This is a genomic window from Lysobacter sp. Soil_N_23, assembly GCF_057656135.1.
Genome location: NZ_JBDGKY010000003.1, coordinates 145,799 through 166,426, shown reverse-complemented (window position 1 = coordinate 166,426; position 20,628 = coordinate 145,799). Strand labels below are relative to the sequence as shown.

Here is a 20,628-nt window from a genome sequence, read left to right as displayed (position 1 = left end):
TCCCGGCCGATGCCGATGCCGATGCCGATGCCGATGCCGATGCCGATGCCGATGCCGATGCCGATGCCGATGCCGATGCCGATGCCGAAGTTCCGACTGCTTGCCGCCACTTTGCTGGCCGTCCTCTCCGCACAAGCCGTGGCTGCCGACGCAGCGCCGGACTACTACGGCACGCTCGAGCCGTTCGCCAGCGAGGCGGTGTACTTCGTCGTCACTGACCGCTTCGTCAACGGCGACACCGGCAACGACTACCGCGACCAGGGCGGGCCCGATCCGGCCACGCGCAGCTTCGATCGGCCGGTGCCTGGCCCCGATGGCGAAAGCGACAACATCGGCTACCTCGGCGGCGACTTCAAAGGCGTGCTCGACAACGTCGGCTACATCCGCGACATGGGCTTCACCGCCGTGTGGATCACCCCGATCGTCGACCAGCCCGATGCCGCCTTCACCGGCGGCAAGCCGGTCAGCTGGGGCAGCTTCTGGACCGACCAGGGCAAGACCGGCTACCACGGCTACTGGGGCGTGAACTTCTACAAGCTCGACGAGCACCTGCCCAGCCCGGGTCTGGACTTCGCCGGCTTCACCAAGGCGATGCACGGCGAGCAAATGAAGGTCGTGCTCGACATCGTCGGTAACCACGCTTCGCCGGCGTTCTCGATGCCGCGCAGCCAGGCGGAGTTCGGCAAGGTCTACGATCGCGACGGCAAGCTGCTCGCCGATCACCAGAACCTGCCGCCGGAGAAACTCGACCCCGAGCACAACCCGCTGCATGCCTTCTACCGCTCGCCGGCCGAGATCGCCGAACTGGCCAGCTTCAACGACGGCAATCCGGCCGTGCTCGACTACCTATCCGGCGCTTACCTGCAATGGCTGGGGCAGGGCGCCGATGCGTTGCGCATCGACACCATCGGCTGGATGCCGCACGAGTTCTGGAAACAGTTCGCCGACCGCATGCGCGCGCAGCGGCCGGGGCTTTTCATGTTCGGCGAGAACTTCGAGTACGACCCGGCCAAGATCGCCCCGCACACCTGGGCGAAGAACGGCGCGATCAGCGTGCTCGACTTCCCGATGAAGGAACGCATGGCGCAGGTGTTCGGCCGCGGCGACAAGTCGCACGGCTTCGAGAACCTGCAGCCGCGCCTGTACCTGCAGGGCGGGCCGTACGCCAACCCGTACGAGTTGATGATGTTCTACGACAACCACGACATGCCGCGCCTGGATGCCAGCGACGAGGGTTTCATCGACGCGAACAACTGGCTGTTCACCGCGCGCGGCATTCCGGTGGTCTATTACGGCTCGGAAGTCGGCTTCATGCGCGGCCGCGCCGAGCATGCCGGAAACCGCAACTACTTCGGGCAGGAGCGGGTCGATGCCGCGGTCGGCAATCCGATCCGCGAGAACCTCAAGCGGATAGCCAAGGTCCGCGCCGCGTCGCCGGCATTGCAACGTGGCGTGCAGCTGGATGTGGAGCTCAAGGGTGATCGCGCCGCGTTCTATCGCATCTACCAGCACGAGGGCGCATCGCAGATCGCGCTGGTGCTGCTCAACAAGGGTGACCAGCCGGCGCAGTTCGAGATAAAGCGCTGGTTGCAGGCGGGGCTGTGGAAGGCGGCGATCGGCGGTGGCGAGTTCAACGTCGCTGAAGGGAAGGCGCTGGCGGCAACTGTGCCGGGGCATGGCGTCGAGGTGTATCTGCTGAATGCACCGGTGGAGCGCGCCGACCTCCGGCGCGAGCTCGACACGGCGATGCGGACGAAGCGTCCGCAGTAACCAGGCCGACCCCTCTCCCTGGCCGCTGCGCGGCCTGTCCCTCTCCCACAAGGGGAGAGGGTTTTGCGCTTCCTTCTCCCCTTGTGGGAGAAGGTGCCCGAAGGGCGGAAGAGGGGGCTTTTGCTGTTGCTGTTGAAGTTGGGAGGCTAATCACGCCCCGCTCGACTTGCGCACCACCAGTGACGCCGGAAGCGTGATGCTCTGCGTCGCCTCGCCGTGCACCTGGCGCATCAGCGTCTCCACCAGCAGTTCGCCGGCGCGCTTGGTGTCCTGGAATATCGTGGTCAGCGGGGGCGTGGCGAAGCGCGCCATCGGGATGTCGTCGAAGCCGACCACGGCGACGTCTTCCGGCACGCGCAGGCCGGCATCGGCCAGTGCCCGCATCGCGCCGATGGCGATCAGGTCGCTGGCGGCGAACACCGCATCGAACGCGCCGCCGCGCGCGAGCAGTTCGGCGGCGGCGTTGTAGCCATCCTCTTCCGAGCTTTCCGCATCCACCTGCAGGATTGCTTCCATGGCCGCGCCGACTTCGCGCAGCGCGGCATCGCAGCCGCGGAAGCGGTCGAAGAATTCCGGGCAATGGCTGGAAGCGCCGCCCAGGAAGGCGATGCGGCGACGCCCCTGTCCGACCAGATGCTCGCCGGCCAGGCGGCCGCCGTTGAAGTTGTCGCAGCCGATCGACTGCCCCGGCTGGTCCGGCAGCACCGCGCCCCAGCGGACGAAGCGCGTGCCCTGTTCGACCAGCTTCTCGAGCTTGCCCTGGTAGGCCAGGTAGTCGCCGTAGCCGAGCAGGATCAGGCCGTCGGCCTTCATGCTGTCCTCGTAGTCGGCGTGCCAGTCGTCGGACAGCTGCTGGAACGAGATCAGCAGGTCCTGGCCCTCGCGCGCGCAGGCGCGGGTGATCGAACCGACCATCGACAGGAAGAACGGGTTGATGTGCGACTCGTCCGGGGTCGGGTCCTCGAACAGCAGCAGCGCCAGGGTGCCCGAGCGTTGCGTGCGCAGGCTGGAGGCGTGGCGGTCGACCTTGTAGTTGAGCTCGCGCACCGCATCCTCGACCCGACGCCGGGTCTCGGCATTGACCAGCGGGCTGCCGCGAAGCACGCGCGATACCGTCGCCTGCGAGACACCGGCCCGGTGGGCGATGTCGAGCGAGGTGGTCTTGGTCTTCTTGCTGCGACCGACGAACTGCAACTGGGACATTCCACCAGTGTAGGCAGCGTTGTCCCGCAAGGCATGCCGCAGCGCGGCATCGTGCCTGGTAGGAGCGAGCTTGCTCGCGATCAGCGTGTCCGGCCCCGGGAAGGCCTGATCGCGAGCAAGCTCGCTCCTACGGCAGGGCGTCGGGGCCCCCACCCGAGTGATGGGCCGCCGGCAAGCTGGTTCCTGCCACTACAGCGTTGCAGCGCCGGCATTGTTCCTGCGGCGCCCACCGCTACACTGCGCAAGGCTTGCTATCACGGGGTACGTCCCCACCATGCAGGTCAGGTGGGTGCCTTCACGTCGCCGGTTGCGGGAGCAATCGCGACACTGCACCGCCGTTCCGCGCTTTGGCCACATCGCGCGAGCAGGGCATCGGCCCTGCAGATGCGCAGGACATCTGTCCTGCAGAGATGGATTTCCCCCCGCGAGGTGCACGTGTCCGGTCCCAGTCATGTCAAGGAAGTAGCCATTGAGGGCCGGGCCGACCTGGTCGAGTTCCTCAGCTCCGGCGCGCGCCCGCGCGAGGACTGGAAGATCGGCACAGAGCACGAGAAGTTCGGCTTCCGCACCGATGACCTGCGTCCGCCGACGTTCGACGGCGAGCGCGGCATCGAGGCACTGCTCAAGGGCCTGACCCGTTTCGGCTGGCAGCCGGTCGAGGAGCACGGCCGCGTCATCGCGCTCACCCGCGACCAGGCCTCGGTGTCATTGGAACCGGCCGGCCAGCTCGAGCTGTCCGGGGCACCGCTGGAAAACCTGCACCAGACCTGCAGCGAGACCTCCAGCCACCTCAAGGAAGTGCGCGCGGTCGCCGAGCCGATGGGCCTGGGCTTCCTCGGCATGGGCTTCCAGCCCAAGTGGCGCCGCGACGAGATGCCGTGGATGCCCAAGGGCCGCTACAAGATCATGCGCGAGTACATGCCCAAGGTCGGCTCGCTCGGCCTGGACATGATGACGCGCACCTGCACCGTGCAGGTCAACCTCGATGTTGGCTCCGAAGCCGACATGGTCAAGAAGTTCCGCGTCTCGCTCGCGCTGCAGCCGATCGCCACGGCGCTGTTCGCCGACTCGCCCTTCACCGAGGGCAAGCCCAACGGCTACCTCAGCTACCGCTCGCACATCTGGACCGACACCGATGCCGGCCGCACCGGCCTGCTCGATTTCGTCTTCGAGGACGGCTTCGGTTACGAGCGTTACGTCGACTACCTGCTCGATGTGCCGATGTATTTCGTCTACCGCGACGGCGAGTACATCGACGCGTCCGGCCAGTCGTTCCGCGATTACCTCGACGGCAAGCTGCCGGCCTACCCGGGCCAGCGCCCGCTGCTGCGCGACTGGGCCGACCACAGCACCACCGCCTTCCCGGAAGTGCGGTTGAAGAAGTACCTGGAGATGCGCGGTGCCGACTCCGGTCCGTGGAACCGCATCTGCGCACTGCCCGCGTTCTGGATCGGCCTGCTCTACGACGATGCCGCCCTCGACGCCGCCTGGGACCTGGTCAAGGATTTCACCCTGGAAGAGCGTCATGCCCTGCGCGACGGCGTGCCGCGTCATGCGTTGAAACTGCCGGCTCGAATCGGTAAAGGCCGTGGCGGCACGGTGCTCGACCTCGCGCGCAAGGCGCTGGAGATTTCCGCGCACGGCCTGGCCAGGCGCGCGCGCCTCAACCGCAACGGCGCCGACGAGTCGATCTACCTGGATCCGATGATGGAGTTCGCCGAAGCCGGCATCACCCCGGCCGAGCGCAAGCTCGAGTTGTTCCATGGCCCATGGGGCGGCAACGTCGATCCGGTGTTCACCGAGTTCGCCTACTAGCCCTGTAGGAGCGAGCTTGCTCGCGATCAGCGCTTCCGTAGCCGACAGGCCCGATCGCGAGCAAGCTCGCTCCTACACGCCGCAAGGTAGGCTAGGCGCCACTGACCGTTGACCGGGGTGGCTGCAATGCACGGATTCCGACGTGGCTGGTGGCTGGCGCTGCTGTTGTTGACCGGCGCGGCCGATGCCACCGAGCGTATTGCCCTGGTCGGAGGCACCCTTGTCGACGGCACGCTGCGCGAACAGATCCAGGACAGCGTGGTGCTGATCGACGGCGAGCGCATCACCGCCGTCGGCAGCGTCGACACATTGCCGATACCGGCCGGCACGCGCGTGATCTCGACCGAAGGCATGACCGTGCTGCCCGGGCTGTGGGACATGCACGTGCACCTGATGATCAACGGCCATGCCGATTACGGGCATTGGGACAAGACCTACCCGGACCGCTTCCGCGACGTGATCATGCCGGCCTCGGCCAAGCAGTTGCTGCTGGCCGGCGTGACCGGCGCGCGCGATCTTGGCGGCCCGCTCGAGGACAGCATCGCGGTGCGCGATGCGATCAACGCAGGCACGATCCCCGGCCCGACGCTGTTCGTATCCGGCCCCTTCATCCAGAAGCAGCCCTATGCGGGTACCGAGCAGTTCCGCTGGGGCGTCGACTCGCCGTCGGATGCGCGCCGCAAGGTGCGCCGTCTGGCCGAGGCCGGCGTCGACGTGGTCAAGCTGATCGACCAGGACCAGATGAGCGAGGCCGAAGTCCAGGCCATCGTCGACGAAGCACACAAGCACAAGCTGCCGGTGGTGGCGCACGCCCATCGCCCGGAAGAGATCCGTCGCGGACTGAAGGCCGGCGTCGACTGCTTCGAGCACACCGGGCTGGGCGCATCGCCGGAGTATCCCGAAGACGTCATGGCCGCGCTGCGAGAGCGCACCGGCAACATGGCGGCCGGGCCGATGTTCTGGACGCCGACGATCGAAGGGCTGTTCAATTTCCCCTACACCGTGCGCAACCACGAGTTCATCGACGGCGACGCCTGGCACGAAGGCCTGCCGCCCGACATCGTCGCCGACATCCGGCACTCACTCGAGCATCCCGAGCGCATCGCCTATTTCCAGCAGACCCTGCAGCGCTGGCCGACGCTGAAGCGCAAGTTCCAGCAACTGCGCGAATCGGGCGTGGTGATGCTGGTCGGCACCGACTCGGGCATCCCGATGAAGTTCCACAGCGGCAGCACCTGGAACGAGCTGGACGTGTGGGTCAACCAGCTTGGTGTGCCGGCGGTCGACGCGATCCGTGCCGCCACTTACTGGCCGGCGGTGGCGATGAAGGCCGACAAGGATTACGGCAGCGTGGTCGAGGGCAAGTACGCGGACATCATCGCGGTGAAGGGCGATGTGTTGAAACAGGTGGCGCTGCTGCAGCGGGTCGACGTTGTCATCAAGCACGGCAAACAGGTCAAATGACCCTGCACCAAGGTAGGAGCGAGCTTGCTCGCGATCAGGCGCTTCCGTGGCCGACAGGCTGATCGCGAGCAAGCTCGCTCCTACCAAACCGGTCAGAAGCGCGATGCTGCCAGCTTCACGTCCGCCCACTCCCACGCCGCCGCATACCTGCGCTCGGTCTCGCTCGCATCGAGCTTGAGCTTCTTCTGCGCCTGCGCCAGGCCATACAGCGACCAGCCGTTCTCCGGGAACGTCTTGAGATCTTCCTCATACACCGCCACCGCTTCCTTGGCGCGCCCGGCATCGAGCAACGCCGCACCCAGGTACGGACGCACCGGCAGCGGCCAGTCCGGTGGCTCGTTGTAGTTGAGCTTGTCCTCGGCGGCGACGGCTTCGCGCAACGCCGCCAGTCCGGGCTTGCGCTGGCGCTGCGCCAGCGCGATCTCGCCGCGCAGCATCGGCTCGGCCACGGCCAGCACGCGGTCGGCATTGTTCATGCCGAACAGCGCCACCTTCGCCAGTTCCGGGTCGGCGGCGATCGTCTTCAACGCGCGCAGTTCCTTGAGCGCGGCAGCCGGCTTGCCGGTGCGCACCAGTGCCATGCCGCGGGCGAAATGCCAGACCCCGCGCGGGAACGGCAGGGCCGCCGGTGCCTCTTCCGTCGCCAGGATCGCATTCCACTCACCGAAGCGGACCTGTGCAAACAGTGGCGTGACCAGGAACTGCTGCATGAAGCTCATCGCTTCCATCTGCGGCGGATCGACCCGCTTGGCGGTCTGCTCGGCCGCCTGCAGCGCCAGCGTGCGCGAGCCGTGCAGCGCCGCGGACATCGCCGCGAAGTGCCAGTTGTGCGGCACGTAACCCAGCGGGTACGCGCCATTGCTGCCCCGGCACACGGCAAGAAATTCCTTGTCGGCGGTGCTGGCGGCGAAGTTGCTCAGGGTGGCGTCGTGGTAGCGGCCGATGCGGATGTAGACGTGCGCCGGCATGTGCACCAGATGACCGGAACCCGGTGCCAGCGAAGCGAGCTTGTCGGCATGGCCTTCGGCACGCTTGGGGTCGTGCGAGGCTTCGACGGCATGGATGTAGTAGTGGGCCGCGCCGATGTGATCGGGATTGCGCTGCAGCACTTTCTCCAGCATGGCGACCATGGTCCCGGTGTGCAGGCCCGGCTGGCCGCCGCGGTCCCAGTACGCCCACGGCGACAGGTCCATCAACGATTCGGCGTAGAGCGTGGCGATGTCATCGTCATCGGGGAACTGCGCCGCTGCTTCGCCCATCGCCTTCGCATAGGCCTCGTCCAGCGGCTTGCGGTCGTCGGGCGCGGGCGCGGTGTAGCGCTTGGCCAGTGCCGCGATCAGGGCGCGGTCGGCCGGCTTGGCACCCTTGGCCAGGTCCTGCGCGCGCGTGGCCAGCAACGTCGCGTCGGCGGCAAGCTCCGGGGGCATTGGCAGATTGATGTTGGGGCCCAGCACCAGCGCCTGGCCCCACACGCACATCGCGCACTTGGGATCGAGACGTTCGGCTTCGGCGAACGCACGGCCCGCCGCTTCGTGGTTGAAGCCGTAGGCCAGGCGCAGGCCCTGGTCGAAATAGCGCTGCGCTTCGGGCACACGCGTGCCGATGTCGCGGTGCAACTGGCCGAAGGTGTCGAACAACGGCGGTGCCGTCGCGGCCTGTTCGTCGCGGGTGGTCGGGGCTTCGCACGAGAGCAGGGCGAAACAGCACAGCAACAGCACTAGCGGTCGAGTCATGGTGGTCACCAAGGTTTGGGGAGGCTCCCTTCTCCCGCGGGCGGGAGAAGGTGCCCGAAGGGCGGATGAGGGCGCTTCGGCGGTGCCACGAAAGCTGCCCTCACCCCAACCCCTCTCCCGCAAGCGGGAGAGGGGCTAAAGGCGCGAGTCCTGCGTATTGAACGCCAGCCGCGGCCTGATCAGGTCGGTCGGCGCGATGAACAGGCTCCCGGACCGGCTCGACCCATCCGTTGCGGCTGAAACCGTCGCCGTCAAATGTTGCAGTGCGGTAGGCTCGGCGGATGACCATGAGCCGCGCCGTCGAGTCCGCCTCCGAGTCCGTAGCGGAGCCCGCCGAAGAACCCCTGCGAATCGTCGAGTTCGCCTCCTCCGACGCCCTCCTGCGCGAGGACGTCAAAACCGTCGGCGCCCTCGTCGGCGAGATCCTGGCCGAGCAGCGCGGCCCGCAGTTCCTGGCCGAGGTCGAGCGCCTGCGACGCGCCGCAATCCGTCGCCGCGAAAGCCATGCACCCGTGGCCGAGCTGACGCAGGCATTGGCCGGCACCGAACTGGCCCGCGCCGGCGACCTGGTGCGCGCCTTCGCCACCTACTTCCAGGCCGTCAACGTGGCCGAGCGCGTGCACCGCATCCGCCGCCGCCGCGATTACGAGCGGCGCGGTGCAAGTGCACAACCGGGCAGCCTGCGCGAAGTGCTGGCCTCGCTGGCGGCGCAGGGTGTGAGCCTGGACGAAGTGGTCGCCCTGCTCTCGCGCCTGCGTATCGAACCGGTCTTCACTGCGCACCCGACCGAGGCGGTGCGGCGTGCACTGCTGGAAAAGGAACGGCAGATCGTCACCTGCCTGATCGACGACATCGACCGCAGCCGCACGCCGTACGAACACCGCGCCGACCTCGAACGCATGCGCCTGGCGCTGACCGCCGGCTGGCAGACCGCCGAAGCCTCGCCGGTGAAGCCGAGCGTCGCCGACGAGTTCGAGCACGTCGGTTTCTATCTGTCCGACGTGCTGTATCGCGTGTTGCCGGTGTTCTACGAGGTGTTCGAGGACGCCCTTCGCGAGGCCTACGGCGAAGCCACGCCTGCCCCGGACGTGCTCGGTTTCGGCACCTGGGTCGGCGGCGACATGGACGGCAACCCGAATGTCGGCGCCGACACCATCGCCGCCAGCCTGGCAGGCCAGCGCAAGCTGGTGCTGGGCGCGTACCGCCAGGAAGTGGCTGCGCTCGGCGAGCTGTTGAGCCAGTCGCTGGGCCGCGTCAGTGTCGCCGACGAGGTCATGGCGCGTATCGAGGAATACCGCTACCTGCTGCCCAAGGCCGCGGCGGCGCTGCGCCCGCGCCATGCCGACATGCCCTACCGCAACCTGCTGGCACTGGCCGGTGCACGCCTGCGTGCCACCGCCGAGGACCATGTCCACGGTTACCCGGATGCAGCCACGTTCCTGGCCGACATCGCAATGATCGAGCGCAGCCTCGACGCGCACCAGGGCGAACACGCCGGCGGATTCGCCGTGCGCCGCCTGCGTCGACGGATCGAATGCTTCGGCTTCCACCTCGCCACCCTCGACCTGCGCCAGGACTCGGCCACGCACGACGCGGCGCTGGCCGAGCTGCTCGCCGATCCGGACTGGGAGTCGCACAGCCGCGAACAGCGCGCGCAACGCCTGCACGCACTGCTCGATGGCAGCGCACCGGCGCCGACGATCGGCAACGGCCGGGCGCGGTCGACCCTGGACGTGTTCCGCGCGGTGGCGCGACTGCGCCCGCGCTACGGCCCGCGTGCCTTCGGCCCGTACATCGTCAGCATGAGCCGCAGCGCCGCCGATGCGCTGGCCGTGCTGGCGCTGGCGCGCATCGCCGGCTGCATCGATGGCGATGGCCGCGTGCCGCTCGATGTCGCACCGCTGTTCGAAACCGTCGACGACCTCGACGCCGCGCCCGACACGCTGCGCGCGCTGTTTGCCGATCCGGTCTATCGCACTCATCTCGCAGCGCGCGGCAATCGCCAGGTGGTGATGCTGGGCTACTCCGACAGCGCCAAGGACGGCGGCATGCTGGCCTCGCGCTGGGCGCTGCAACGCACCCAGATCGCGCTGGCCGCGCTGGCGCAGGAGAGCGGCGTGCGCATCGCCTTCTTCCATGGCCGCGGTGGCTCGATCAGCCGCGGTGGCGGCAAGACCGAACGCGCCGTCATCGCCGCGCCGCGCGGTTCGGTCGACGGTTACCTGCGCCTGACCGAGCAGGGCGAGGTGATCCACCGCAAGTACGGCATCCGCGCGATCGCGCTGCGCAACCTCGAGCAGGCCACCGGCGCGGTGCTGCGCGCGACCTTGCGGCCGCGTCCGCCGGAGCCGCGCGAGGCCAGCTGGCGCGCGATCGCCAATGAACTGTCGGCCAGCGCGCGCAGCCACTATCGCGCGCTGGTGCACGAGCACCCGGACTTCCCGGCGTACTTCCGCGCCGCCACGCCCATCGACGTGATCGAGCGCCTGCGCATCGGCTCGCGCCCGAGCAAGCGCGCCGGCGACGGCGACGTGTCGTCGTTGCGGGCGATCCCGTGGGTGTTCGCGTGGTCGCAGAACCGCGCCGGCCTGACCGCCTGGTACGGCGTCGGCAGCGCGCTGACGCAGGCGCTGGAGACGCACGGTCGCGACACGATGGCGGAGATGGCGCGTGACTGGCCGTTCTTCGGCACCCTGGTCGACGACCTGGAGATGATGCTGGCCAAGTCCGACCCGGCCATCTTCGAACAGTACTCGCTGCTCGCCGGCGACCTGCACGAGCGCTTCCATCCGGGCATCGCTGCAGAATTCGAGCGCACCCGCGCGGCGGTGCTGGCGATCAAGGGCAGCGACGAGCTGCTGGCGGGCGACTACCGCCTGCGCCTGTCGATCCGCCTGCGCAACCCCTATGTCGATCCGATCAGCCTGCTGCAGGTCGACCTGCTGGCCCGCTGGCGCGCCGCCGGCCGCCCCGACGACGAACTGCTGCAGGCACTGGTGGCGACGGTCAACGGCATATCGGCGGGCATCCAGAACACCGGCTGATTGCTCCCTCCCCTGCAAAGCAGGGGAGGGCTGGGGAGGGGTAAAGCTTTTGAGGCTTGCATAGCGACCTCGGCCTTCGGCCTCGACCCCCTCCCAACCTGTCTGGCTTCGCCAGCCAGGACCGGCCCGAGCGCGCGGCGCTCGTGCGTTCATCAGCACGCGCGCCAGTGGCGCGCAAGCGTGCTTCTTCACCCCCCTGCAAGCAGGGGGGAGGAGCTCACGCGCCAACACCGGAAACACCAGCTTTACACCCGGGGCCTAGAATCATCGGCTGTTCCCGCTCCGGATCCGCCTCCCATGAAAAGCCGTGCCGCCGTCGCCTTCGCCCCGGGCCAGCCGTTGCAGATCGTCGAGATCGACGTCGCCCCGCCCAAGGCCGGCGAAGTGCTGGTGAAGATCACCCACACCGGCGTCTGCCACACCGACGCGTTCACGCTCAGCGGCGACGACCCGGAAGGCATCTTCCCCAGCGTGCTCGGCCACGAAGGTGGCGGCATCGTCATCGAAGTCGGCGAAGGCGTCACCAGCGTCAAGCCCGGCGACCACGTGATCCCGCTGTACACGGCCGAATGCCGCAAGTGCAAGTTCTGCCTGTCGGGCAAGACCAACCTGTGCCAGGCGGTGCGCGCCACCCAGGGCAAGGGCCTGATGCCCGACGGCACCACGCGCTTCTCCTACAACGGCCAGCCGATCTACCACTACATGGGCACCAGCACCTTCAGCGAGTACACGGTGGTGGCGGAAGTCTCGCTGGCCGTGGTCAACCCGCAGGCGCCGCTGGAGAAGGTCTGCCTGCTCGGCTGCGGCGTCACCACCGGCATCGGCGCGGTCCACAACACCGCCAAGGTCAAGGCCGGCGACAGCGTTGCCGTGTTCGGCCTTGGCGGTATCGGCCTGGCGGTGATCCAGGGCGCGGTGCAGGCCAAGGCCGGGCGCATCGTCGCCATCGACACCAACCCGGGCAAGTTCGACCTGGCGCGCAGCATGGGCGCGACCGACTGCATCAACCCGAAGGACCACGACAAGCCGATCCAGGAGGTCATCGTCGAGCTGACCGACGGCGGCGTCGACTTCAGCTTCGAATGCATCGGCAACGTCGATGTCATGCGCGCCGCGCTGGAGTGCTGCCACAAGGGCTGGGGCGAGAGCGTGATCATCGGCGTCGCCGGTGCCGGCCAGGAAATCCGCACGCGCCCGTTCCAGTTGGTCACCGGCCGCGTCTGGCGCGGCTCGGCATTCGGTGGCGTCAAGGGCCGCACGCAGCTGCCGGGCATGGTCGAGCAGGCGATGAAGGGCGAAATCCAGCTCGATCCCTTCATCACCCACAACCTGCCGCTGGAGCAGATCAACGAGGCCTTCGACCTGATGCACGAAGGCAAGTCGATCCGCACCGTGATCCATTTCTGAGGCAGGTCATGCACGGGGGCGCACACGCGTCGCTGCGAACCTGCGACGCCACGATTGGAGGTGAACCATGAACAGTGCAGTGGCCATCCACCCGTCCGTCGACCAGGGCGTGAGCAAGGGCGGCACAGCCGACTTCGCCGGCGGCACCCTGCAGTGCAAGTGCGCCGACAAACCGGTCAAGGTCCGGATCTCCGCGCAGACCGCGCATAACCATGTGTGCGGCTGCACCAAGTGCTGGAAACCCGAGGGCTCGGTGTTCTCGATGATCGCCGCGGTGCCGCGCGACAAGCTCGAGGTGCTCGAGAACGGCGACAAGCTGGCCGTGGTCGACGACAAGGCGACGATCCAGCGCCACGCCTGCAAGGGCTGTGGCGTCCACATGTTCGGCCGCATCGAGAACAAGGAGCACGCCTTCCACGGACTCGATTTCGTCCACACCGAGCTGTCGAAGGAGACGGGCTGGTCGGCGCCCGGCTTCGCCGCGTTCGTGTCCTCGATCATCGAGTCGGGATATGCCCCGTCCGGCATGGAGGCGGTGCGCGCCCGCCTGCGCGAACTTGGGCTGGAGCCGTACGACTGCCTGTCGCCGACCCTGATGGATGCACTTTCCACGCACGCGGCGAAAAAGTCCGGCGTGCTCAAGGCCTGAACAGAAAGGAGAACGATGGAACGGATCGAACGGCATGCCTGCTTCGGCGGGCAGCAGGAAGTGTGGAAGCACGCCTCGACCTCATTGGGCTGCGAGATGCGGCTGGGCGTCTACCTGCCACCGCAGGTGACGCAGCGGCGGTTGCCGGTGCTTTACTGGCTCAGCGGCCTGACCTGCAACGAGCAGAACTTCATCACCAAGGCCGGCGCCCAGCGCTACGCCGCCGAGCACGGCGTGATCCTCGTCGCGCCCGACACCAGCCCGCGCGGTCCGGGCATCGCCGACGCCGACGGCTACGACCTGGGCCAGGGCGCCGGCTTCTACGTCGATGCGACACAGGCGCCGTGGGCCCCGCACTACCGCATGCACGACTACGTCACCGGCGAACTGCCGGCGCTGGTCGAGGCGCACTTCCGGGCCAGCGACGCGCGTGCGATCAGCGGCCATTCAATGGGCGGGCACGGCGCGCTGGTGGCGGCGCTGCGCAATCCGGGGCGCTATCGCAGCGTGTCGGCGTTCTCGCCGATCGTCGCGCCGAGCCAGGTGCCATGGGGGCAGAAGGCGTTCTCGGCCTACCTGGGCGATGACCGCAAGACCTGGAACACGTGGGATGCGAGCGAACTGGTGTCCAGTGCGAGCGAGCGGCTACCGCTGCTGGTCGACCAGGGCGAGGCGGACGAGTTCCTGGTGACGCAGTTGCGGCCGCTGCTGTTGCAGGACGCGTGCGACGCCGTGGGCCATCCGCTCGAGTTGCGCATGCGGCCGGGATACGACCACAGCTACTACTTCATCGCCACGTTCATCGGCGAGCACATCGCCTACCACGCGCGGGCGCTGAACGACTGACCGTCGCGGCAGGTAGGAGCGAGCTTGCTCGCGATCCGCGCTGCAGCCACGGTCATGCCTGGTTCGCGAGCAAGCTCGCTCCTACGCCGCGGTTTTCAGGCCAGCAGGAAGTCGGCATACGCGAACCGCTCATCGCGCAGTACCTTCTCGCCCGCCTGCAATGCAATCGGCCGGCGCAGCATCGGCCCGGCATGCACCAGCGTGTGGAACTCGCCGTTCTCGCCACACGGGTCGCACGACGGCGGCAGCGCGGCCAGCAGGGTTTCGTCGAACGCGTGTCCGCTGAAGTCCGCCGCCAGCTGCTGCGTATCGACACAGCACAGCTGCGCCTGCAGTCCGCCTGCGATCATTTCGCGCGCAAGCTTCGCGGTGTCGGCGCCGAACAGCGGCGTGTCGATCTGCCAGCCAAGGCGCGCGCACGAGGCTTCGCGCCAAGCGCGCACGTCGGCCAGGTACAGGTCGCCGAAGGCGATGCAGTCCAGCTCCGGCCAGCGTCCGCGCGCCTGCTCCAGCGCCTGCGCGAACGCGGCCTCGTAGCTGGCGTTGTCGCACTGCGGTGGGATCACCGCTTCGATCAGCGGCAGTCCCGCCGAATCGGCCTGCGCGTGCAGGATGTCGCGGCGGATGCCATGCATGGCAACGCGCTCGTAGCCGCTGGTGACCGTGGTCAGTAGCGCCACGACCTCGACATCGTCGCGCTGGCGCAGGGTGTACAGGGTCCAGGCCGCGTCCTTGCCACCACTCCACGACAACAACCGCTGGCTCATGCCGAGGTCACGTCTCGCAGCTCCCAGCTGCTGCCGGCCAACAGGCGCAGGCGGTGCTTGAGCACCGTGCCGGAGATGGTCGAAGTCACGACCAGGTCGACGTGCAGGTCTTCCTGCTCACCGTGCACGGTGGCAGCGGCGTCGGTGGCGCCGAGCGCCGGATCGACTGCGTCGGGATCGTCCTGGCGCGCCTTCCAGCGGTCGAACAGCCCGCTGTCGCGCAATGCCGCCTGCAACTGTTCGGCGAAACCTTCGGCGCTGACGGCACTGAAGGAAAACGCGGCATCGCTGCCGCGCGCACGCGTCGCATCGGGAAGGCGGATGTAGAAACGGGTAGCCATGCAAAGGTTCCGGTGTGGGGTCTTGTTGGAGCGAGCTTGCTCGCGATCACGCGCGTCCGTCGCGGAAACGCTTTCGCGAGCAAGCTCGCTCCTACACACATTACGCCCCGTCCGTGACGGCTGTGACTAGCCGTGGAACTTCTGTCCCTCGGCAGCGAAGCCGACCACCACCGCGCCCTTGCCGACGTTGACCATGCCGGTCAGGCTCATCACTGACTCGAACAGTTCGATGTTGTTGTTGGCGCAGGCATGGCGCAGGCGCTCGTAACCGGGCAGCTTGCGCATGTCGTCGAGTTCGCCGCCGTAGCTCAGGCACATCGTCGGGGTCAGCAGTTCGCCGGCCTCGACCCGCTGCGCGGCGTGTTCGAACAGCTTCTCCACCGCCGGCTCGAAACCCTTGATCTTGGCGACCGGGGCGGTCTCGCCGCGATTGCAGTGCAGCACCGGCTTGATGTCGAGCGCGCTGCCGAGCGCGGCGCTGATGAAGCTGACGCTGCGGTCGCCCTTGGTGCGGGCGCGGTTGCGCAGGTAATAGAGATCCGGCGGAACCATGTAGCCCTGGGTATGCAGCGCCAGGTGCTCCAGGCGCGCACGGATCTTCGGCGCGCCTTCACCGGCCTCGCGCAGGCGCACCGCCTCGACCGCGCCGATGCCCTGGGCGGCGAACAGGTTCTGGCTGTCGACCACGCGCAGCGCGAACGGCGTGTTGTTGCCGGCGGCCGAACGCGCGGCCTTGTAGTCACTCAGGATCGCGAAGCTGGCCTGCTGCGCGTTGTCGAAGATCGGGCTGCGCGTCTTGGTGATCGTCATGCAGAACACGTAGTCGTAGTCGATCACCAGCCGGCTCAGGAACAGGTCCTGGATCTGCTGCACGGTGAACGGCGTGGTCTGCGCTTCATGGCCGCGCTCGGCGACGTGGGCGTGCAGGAACTCCAGCGTCGCCTGTTCGTTGCGACGGTCGGCAAGCACGGCCTCGCCGATGCGCACGGTGATCGGCAACACATCGACGTCGTGTTGCTCCAGGTACTCCAACGGCAGATCGCAGGCCGAATCGACCACGAGTCCAATGCGCATGTTTCCTCCCCAATTGCAGCGCTGGCATCGAATTGTGACAGGCAGCATACCTGCTTCGCGGCTTGCGTCTCGCTGCGGGTGCAGCAAAGAACTGCGCGAAAGGCGCTTCGGCGAAATCTGAACGGGTGACCCGACTGTCGTCCCGAGCGCAGCGAGGGACCTGCTGTTGCGCCCCGGAAAACAGATCCCTCGCTGCGCTCGGGACGACAACGACAAACCGGCTCAGCGCCGGCGCTGCAACCCGACCGGCAGCTGCGACACCCGCTGCATTTCGGCGTCGTCGAGGACCGCCGGTTCGCGCAGCGTCGCCAGGGCGAACTCGTGCGCGTCATTGCCCCAGAACAGCTCGCCGCGTACGGCCAGGGTCGGCACGCCGTAGACGCCGGCGGCGATGGCCGCATCGGTGTTGGCACGCAGTGCCGCCTTGGTCGGCGCCGCGTCGAGTTCCTCGGCGGGGACGTCGAGCACCGCCATCAGCGGCACCAGCGCTTCCATGCTGTCGCCGGCGCGGCCCTGCGCCCACAGCCAGTCGTAGATCGAATCGACCGCTTCGGGCGTATTGCCCGCGGCGATGCTCAGGCGCAGTGCCGCCAGCGGATTGAACGGATGCGCCGGCGGAAACCGCAACGGCACGCCCTGCTGGCGCGCCAGCCACAGCACGTGGCGGTAGGTGAATTCACGCTTGCCCGGGATCTCGGCCGGACCCTTCTGGCCGCAGGCGTCGAGCACCGCGGCGAACACGATCGGCACCAGCTGCACCGGCGTCCCCTCGCGCTCGAACTCGCGCAGCAGCGGCTTGAGCTTCTGCCACTGCAGGTAAGAGAACGGCGAGATGAAGTCGAAATACCAGACCAGCGGTGTCGCGCTCATGGTCGTGGCTCAGTGCCAGGCGCCGAGGATCAGCCCGTACAGGCTGAACTGCGCGATGTGGTAACCGGCGTCGATCATCCACATCTTGACGCTGCGCTGGGCGAAGGCGTAGTTGATGCCGAAGCTCATGGCAACGAAGAACAGGCCGACCACGAAGCCGGCGCCGAAACCATCGGCCGGACCGGCTTCCGGCGGCAGGGCAATGGCGAACATCAGCGCCGCCAGCAGGCTGCAGCCGAAGGCGGTGGCGAAGGTCAGCCTCGGATGCGGCGGAGCGCTGTTGGGGTCGATGCCGGCCTCGCGGCACCAGGCCTGCTTGAACAACGGCCCGTACCAGATCCCGCCCAGGACGAAGGCGGAGACGGCCGCGGCGATCACCGCCAGCCAGTTGAAGTCGACTTGGGGCAGGGTCATGGCGTCCTTCGTGTTGTCGCGATTACCGGCAGCATACCGCTCCGCCTATCGTTTGTAGGAGCGAGCTTGCTCGCGAAAGCGCACCCAGGCCTGGATACGCCTCATCGCGAGCAAGCTCGCTCCTACGCATGGATATGCCGGTTGATAGCGCTAGCGTCCTGCCTGCGGATACGCCCGCGGCAGCCCACCGTTCTCCGCCGGCGTGGACGAGTGGAGGTAGCGGTCGCGCAGTTCGGTCTGGCGGCTGCGCATCTCGATCGCGCGACCGTCCATCCACACCTGCAGGGCCACCGCGCTGACTTCGAGCGGGTCGCCGCTCCACAGCACCAGGTCGGCGCGCTTGCCCGGCGCGATGCTGCCCATGCGGTCGGCCACGCCGAAGGCTTCGGCCGGGACCCGGGTCAGGCCGGCCAGGCCATCGTCCCAGGGCAGGCCGTTGGCAACGGCATTGCCGGCCAGCTGGCGGATCTTGCGCGCGTTGTGCGAGGCATCGCCTGACTGCGAGAAGCCCACCGCGACGCCGGCGGCACGCAGGCGCGCGGCGTTGAGCATGGTCGCGCCGATCTGGTCGAAATCGTAGGGCAGGTTGCCGAGCGGGTTGACGAACACCGGCACCTTGGCTGCGGCCAGCTGCGGTGCCATGCGCCAGGCCTCGGCACCGCCGGCGATGGCGATGCGGACATTGTGGCGGGCCGACCAGCGCAGCAACTGGCGGATGTCGGCGGCGCGATCGACCGCGACCACCACGCGACCACCGCCGCCGATGTAGCGCGCCAGCGTCGAGCGTCCGGCCGGCGTCAGCAGCGCGGCGTTGGCGTCGGCCGGGATGCGCCCGCGCACTTCGTCGATCAGCTGGTCGAGGATCATCCATTGCGCGGCACGCGAGTTGCCGCTCAGGCCGATCGCGTCGCCACCGATGCGCAGGAACAGTTCGCGCGGCCCGACCGGGTCGGCGCTGCCGTCCAGTCGCACCACGCCGCCCTGGCCGGCCACAATCGAACCACCGGCGCCGGTGCCGGCACCGAGCAATGTCCAGCCGATGCCTTCGATCCGCGTCACCGGCACCAGCACCGAGTCGGGGTTGTAGGCCAGGGTCACGTCGAACTCCGGGCGCACCGTCATCTGCTTGGTTTCGGCGCCGAGGGTCAGGGTCTCATCGTTGGTCGCCTTCTCGCCCGACACCTCTTCCAGGCCGATCTCGGTGATGCCGCCGAACAGCGTCGGCGTCAGCGGCTTGCCCTGGGCATCGATCACCTGCGCGCCGGCGGGCGCGGCCAGGCCGGTGCCGACGGCGCGGATGGTGCCGCCGCTGACCAGCACGTCGGCGTTGCTCAGCGTGCCCTGAGCGGACGCGGTGTGGACGGTGGCGTTGCGGATCAGCAGGTCCTGGGCGGATGCGCCGAGCGAGGAAATGCCCAGGCCGATCGTCAGCACTGCCCTACCCGTCATCCCCGTCAGCACCGCTCTACCCGTCATCCCCGCGAAGGCGGGGACCCAGCGGCGTTGCTTTGGAGTTGCATGCAGTGCGCAAGGCACTGGGTTCCCGCCTGCGCGGGAATGACGACTCGTCCTCACAGCACACCTCCCTGCGCCGCGGCGCCCTGTCCCAGCATGAAATCCGACACCGGCTGGCGGTTGCGGTCATTGCGATCGAACACGCGCGCTCCGTCGATGTAGACCTGCTCGGCGTGCGCATACACGCTGAAGGGATTGCCGTTCCAGACCACCACGTCGGCCATCTTGCCCGGCTCCAGCGTGCCGGTCTGCTCGAGGATGCCCAGCGCCTGTGCGGCGTTGCGGGTCAGCCAGCCGATCGCGCGCTCGGGCGCGATGTCCATGCCGGCGAGCCTGGCGTGCGCCATCACCTTGGCCGCCTCCTGATTGAGGCGCTGGATGCCCTCGTCGGAATCGGAGTGGACGATCGCGCAGCTGTTGGCCGGGCGGTCGACGATGGCGATGTTCTCCTGGATGCCGTCGAAGGCTTCCATCTTGAAGCCCCACCAGTCGGCCCACAGCGCCGCGCAGACGCCTTCGCTGGCGAGGCGGTCGGCCAGCTTGTAGGCCTCCACGCCATGGTGGAACGCGGCGACCTTGAAGCCGAACTCCTTGGCCAGGTCGAGCATGATCGCCATCTCGTCGGCGCGGTAGCAGTGGATGTGCACGCGGATGTCGCCGTTGATGGCGCCGGCCAGCGTGTCGAGCTTGAGGTCGCGTTTGCCGCCGGTGTCCTTTTCGCTGTCGGCGCCGTTGCCGTTGCCCGACTGCCACCAGTGCTTCTTCTTCGCCGCCTCGTCGTTCTTCTTGCCGCCGCCGCTCTTGCGGAGGTATTCGCTGGCGTCGATGAAGGCGGCGCGATAGCCGGCGACATTGCCCATGCGCGTGGCCGGGCCGCTCTTCTGGCCGTAGACACGCTTGGGGTTCTCGCCGCAGGCCATCTTCAGGCCCCACGGCGCGTCGGGAAACTTCATCGCCTGATAGGTGGTGGCGGCGACGTTCTTCAGCGTCACACCGCGGCCGCCGACCAGGTTGGCCGAGCCCGGCAGCACCTGCAGCGAGGTGATGCCGCCGGCCAGTGCCGCGGCGAATCCGGGATCCTGTGGCCAGATCGAATGCTCGGCCCAGACGTTGGCGGTGACCGCGCCGGTCATTTCGTTGCCGTCGCTGTGCGCGCTCACACCCGGGGCGGGGTACACGCCAAGGTGCGAATGCACGTCGATGATGCCCGGCGTCACCCACTTGCCGTTGCCGTCGACGCGGGTGGCGTTGGCTGGCGCCTGCAGCGCGCCGCCGACCGCGACCACCTTGCCGTCCTGCAGCAGCACGTCGGCGTTGTCGAGGCGCTGGCCGGTGCCGGTCAGCACCGTGGCGTGCTCGATCAGGACCGGGCCGGCCGCGATCGCGCGGTAGGTGCTGGGGTAGGGGTCTTCGACGAAGCGCGATCGTGAGGACGACGGCTTGGAAGCGGGCGCGTCAGGCGAGGCCGCTTGGGCGACGCCGACGGAAAGCACCGCGGCGAGCGCGGCGGCCAGAGGTCGGAACATGGTTTTCCCCGGAGGTGGCACGGACAACGAATCCGCACCCTAGCCGCGGCCGACCTTTCGTGCAAACCCGACGAAGGTCATGCCCGGGCGTGAGAGAATGCAGCTCCAGGCAGCCCCGCCCTGGTAGGCGCCAGCAAGGCTGGCGACCGGGCGTTGGAGCTTGTCATACGTGCCAGCACGCTGGCCCCGG

Annotated in this window: 16 protein-coding genes; 7 read left to right on the top strand and 9 right to left on the bottom strand. The window is 68.1% G+C overall.

The genetic code is table 11. The features are described from left to right. Nucleotides 1-138 precede the first annotated feature (138 nt). Entirely contained in the window at nt 139-1,770 is a 1,632-nt protein-coding gene (locus tag AC3A3X_RS04035; protein WP_487581766.1) for an alpha-amylase family glycosyl hydrolase, read from the top strand. A gap of 150 nt (nt 1,771-1,920) precedes the next feature. Here the strand turns inward: AC3A3X_RS04035 and AC3A3X_RS04030 are convergent, their stop codons facing one another. Further along, nucleotides 1,921-2,973 (bottom strand): LacI family DNA-binding transcriptional regulator, encoded by a 1,053-nt coding sequence (locus AC3A3X_RS04030; RefSeq protein WP_487581765.1) that lies wholly within the window; start codon nt 2,971-2,973, stop codon nt 1,921-1,923. Nucleotides 2,974-3,408: 435 nt separating this feature from the next. Between AC3A3X_RS04030 and AC3A3X_RS04025 the strand changes: the two genes are divergently transcribed. Together AC3A3X_RS04025 and AC3A3X_RS04020 are read left to right on the top strand one after the other, a co-directional pair. Beyond that, nucleotides 3,409-4,788 carry a glutamate--cysteine ligase gene (locus tag AC3A3X_RS04025; RefSeq protein WP_487581764.1) on the top strand — a complete coding sequence of 460 codons (1,380 nt, stop codon included), beginning with the start codon at nt 3,409-3,411 and terminating at the stop codon, nt 4,786-4,788. A 126-nt stretch (nt 4,789-4,914) separates the two neighbouring features. Further along, on the top strand, nt 4,915-6,252 hold the full coding sequence (locus AC3A3X_RS04020) for an amidohydrolase family protein (RefSeq protein WP_487581763.1): 1,338 nt from the start codon (nt 4,915-4,917) through the stop codon (nt 6,250-6,252). Between the two features lie 92 nt (nt 6,253-6,344). Here AC3A3X_RS04020 and AC3A3X_RS04015 read toward each other — a convergent pair whose 3' ends face one another. Continuing rightward, nucleotides 6,345-7,985, bottom strand: a complete 1,641-nt coding sequence (locus AC3A3X_RS04015) for a hypothetical protein (RefSeq protein WP_487581762.1) — start codon at nt 7,983-7,985, stop codon at nt 6,345-6,347. A 287-nt stretch (nt 7,986-8,272) separates the two neighbouring features. Here AC3A3X_RS04015 and ppc point away from each other — a divergent pair, with 287 nt between their 5' ends. From ppc to fghA, 4 genes are all read left to right on the top strand, one after another. Then, nucleotides 8,273-11,029: a phosphoenolpyruvate carboxylase gene (ppc, locus tag AC3A3X_RS04010; RefSeq protein WP_487581761.1), complete on the top strand. Its 2,757-nt coding sequence runs from the start codon at nt 8,273-8,275 to the stop codon at nt 11,027-11,029. 297 nt (nt 11,030-11,326) lie between these two features. Then, complete coding sequence (locus AC3A3X_RS04005; protein ID WP_487581760.1) at nt 11,327-12,436, top strand: S-(hydroxymethyl)glutathione dehydrogenase/class III alcohol dehydrogenase; 1,110 nt, start codon at nt 11,327-11,329, stop codon at nt 12,434-12,436. Between the two features lie 67 nt (nt 12,437-12,503). Further along, nucleotides 12,504-13,085, top strand: coding sequence for an S-(hydroxymethyl)glutathione synthase (gfa, locus tag AC3A3X_RS04000; RefSeq protein WP_487581759.1), 582 nt, complete (start codon nt 12,504-12,506; stop codon nt 13,083-13,085). A 15-nt stretch (nt 13,086-13,100) separates the two neighbouring features. Further along, nucleotides 13,101-13,931 (top strand): S-formylglutathione hydrolase, encoded by an 831-nt coding sequence (gene fghA / locus AC3A3X_RS03995; protein WP_487581758.1) that lies wholly within the window; start codon nt 13,101-13,103, stop codon nt 13,929-13,931. 95 nt (nt 13,932-14,026) lie between these two features. Here fghA and AC3A3X_RS03990 read toward each other — a convergent pair whose 3' ends face one another. The 7 genes from AC3A3X_RS03990 to AC3A3X_RS03960 form a co-directional block, all read right to left on the bottom strand. Further along, nucleotides 14,027-14,698 carry a Dph6-related ATP pyrophosphatase gene (locus tag AC3A3X_RS03990; protein WP_487581757.1) on the bottom strand — a complete coding sequence of 224 codons (672 nt, stop codon included), beginning with the start codon at nt 14,696-14,698 and terminating at the stop codon, nt 14,027-14,029. Further along, entirely contained in the window at nt 14,695-15,039 is a 345-nt protein-coding gene (locus AC3A3X_RS03985) for a hypothetical protein (protein ID WP_487581756.1), read from the bottom strand. Before AC3A3X_RS03985 ends, AC3A3X_RS03990 begins: the two co-directional genes overlap by 4 nt. Before the next feature lie 126 nt (nt 15,040-15,165). Continuing rightward, nucleotides 15,166-16,113 (bottom strand): DegV family protein, encoded by a 948-nt coding sequence (locus AC3A3X_RS03980; RefSeq protein ID WP_487581755.1) that lies wholly within the window; start codon nt 16,111-16,113, stop codon nt 15,166-15,168. 222 nt (nt 16,114-16,335) lie between these two features. After that, nucleotides 16,336-16,983: a DsbA family protein gene (locus AC3A3X_RS03975; RefSeq protein WP_487581754.1), complete on the bottom strand. Its 648-nt coding sequence runs from the start codon at nt 16,981-16,983 to the stop codon at nt 16,336-16,338. Nucleotides 16,984-16,992: 9 nt separating this feature from the next. Continuing rightward, complete coding sequence (locus tag AC3A3X_RS03970) at nt 16,993-17,397, bottom strand: DUF1761 domain-containing protein (protein ID WP_487581753.1); 405 nt, start codon at nt 17,395-17,397, stop codon at nt 16,993-16,995. Nucleotides 17,398-17,547: 150 nt separating this feature from the next. Next, nucleotides 17,548-18,846, bottom strand: a complete 1,299-nt coding sequence (locus AC3A3X_RS03965; protein WP_487581752.1) for an amidohydrolase family protein — start codon at nt 18,844-18,846, stop codon at nt 17,548-17,550. A gap of 122 nt (nt 18,847-18,968) precedes the next feature. Continuing rightward, nucleotides 18,969-20,438 (bottom strand): amidohydrolase, encoded by a 1,470-nt coding sequence (locus tag AC3A3X_RS03960; RefSeq protein WP_487581751.1) that lies wholly within the window; start codon nt 20,436-20,438, stop codon nt 18,969-18,971. Between the last annotated feature and the right edge of the window lie 190 nt (nt 20,439-20,628).

Coding starts and splice junctions, on each gene's coding strand:
- AC3A3X_RS04030 (WP_487581765.1), bottom strand. CDS start 2,973: ATGTCCCAGTTGCAGTTCGTCGGTCGCAGCAAGAAGACCAAGACCACC.
- AC3A3X_RS04020 (WP_487581763.1), top strand. CDS start 4,915: ATGCACGGATTCCGACGTGGCTGGTGGCTGGCGCTGCTGTTGTTGACC.
- AC3A3X_RS04015 (WP_487581762.1), bottom strand. CDS start 7,985: ATGACTCGACCGCTAGTGCTGTTGCTGTGCTGTTTCGCCCTGCTCTCG.
- ppc (WP_487581761.1), top strand. CDS start 8,273: ATGAGCCGCGCCGTCGAGTCCGCCTCCGAGTCCGTAGCGGAGCCCGCC.
- AC3A3X_RS04005 (WP_487581760.1), top strand. CDS start 11,327: ATGAAAAGCCGTGCCGCCGTCGCCTTCGCCCCGGGCCAGCCGTTGCAG.
- gfa (WP_487581759.1), top strand. CDS start 12,504: ATGAACAGTGCAGTGGCCATCCACCCGTCCGTCGACCAGGGCGTGAGC.
- fghA (WP_487581758.1), top strand. CDS start 13,101: ATGGAACGGATCGAACGGCATGCCTGCTTCGGCGGGCAGCAGGAAGTG.
- AC3A3X_RS03990 (WP_487581757.1), bottom strand. CDS start 14,698: ATGAGCCAGCGGTTGTTGTCGTGGAGTGGTGGCAAGGACGCGGCCTGG.
- AC3A3X_RS03985 (WP_487581756.1), bottom strand. CDS start 15,039: ATGGCTACCCGTTTCTACATCCGCCTTCCCGATGCGACGCGTGCGCGC.
- AC3A3X_RS03980 (WP_487581755.1), bottom strand. CDS start 16,113: ATGCGCATTGGACTCGTGGTCGATTCGGCCTGCGATCTGCCGTTGGAG.
- AC3A3X_RS03975 (WP_487581754.1), bottom strand. CDS start 16,983: ATGAGCGCGACACCGCTGGTCTGGTATTTCGACTTCATCTCGCCGTTC.
- AC3A3X_RS03970 (WP_487581753.1), bottom strand. CDS start 17,397: ATGACCCTGCCCCAAGTCGACTTCAACTGGCTGGCGGTGATCGCCGCG.
- AC3A3X_RS03965 (WP_487581752.1), bottom strand. CDS start 18,846: ATGACGGGTAGGGCAGTGCTGACGATCGGCCTGGGCATTTCCTCGCTC.
- AC3A3X_RS03960 (WP_487581751.1), bottom strand. CDS start 20,438: ATGTTCCGACCTCTGGCCGCCGCGCTCGCCGCGGTGCTTTCCGTCGGC.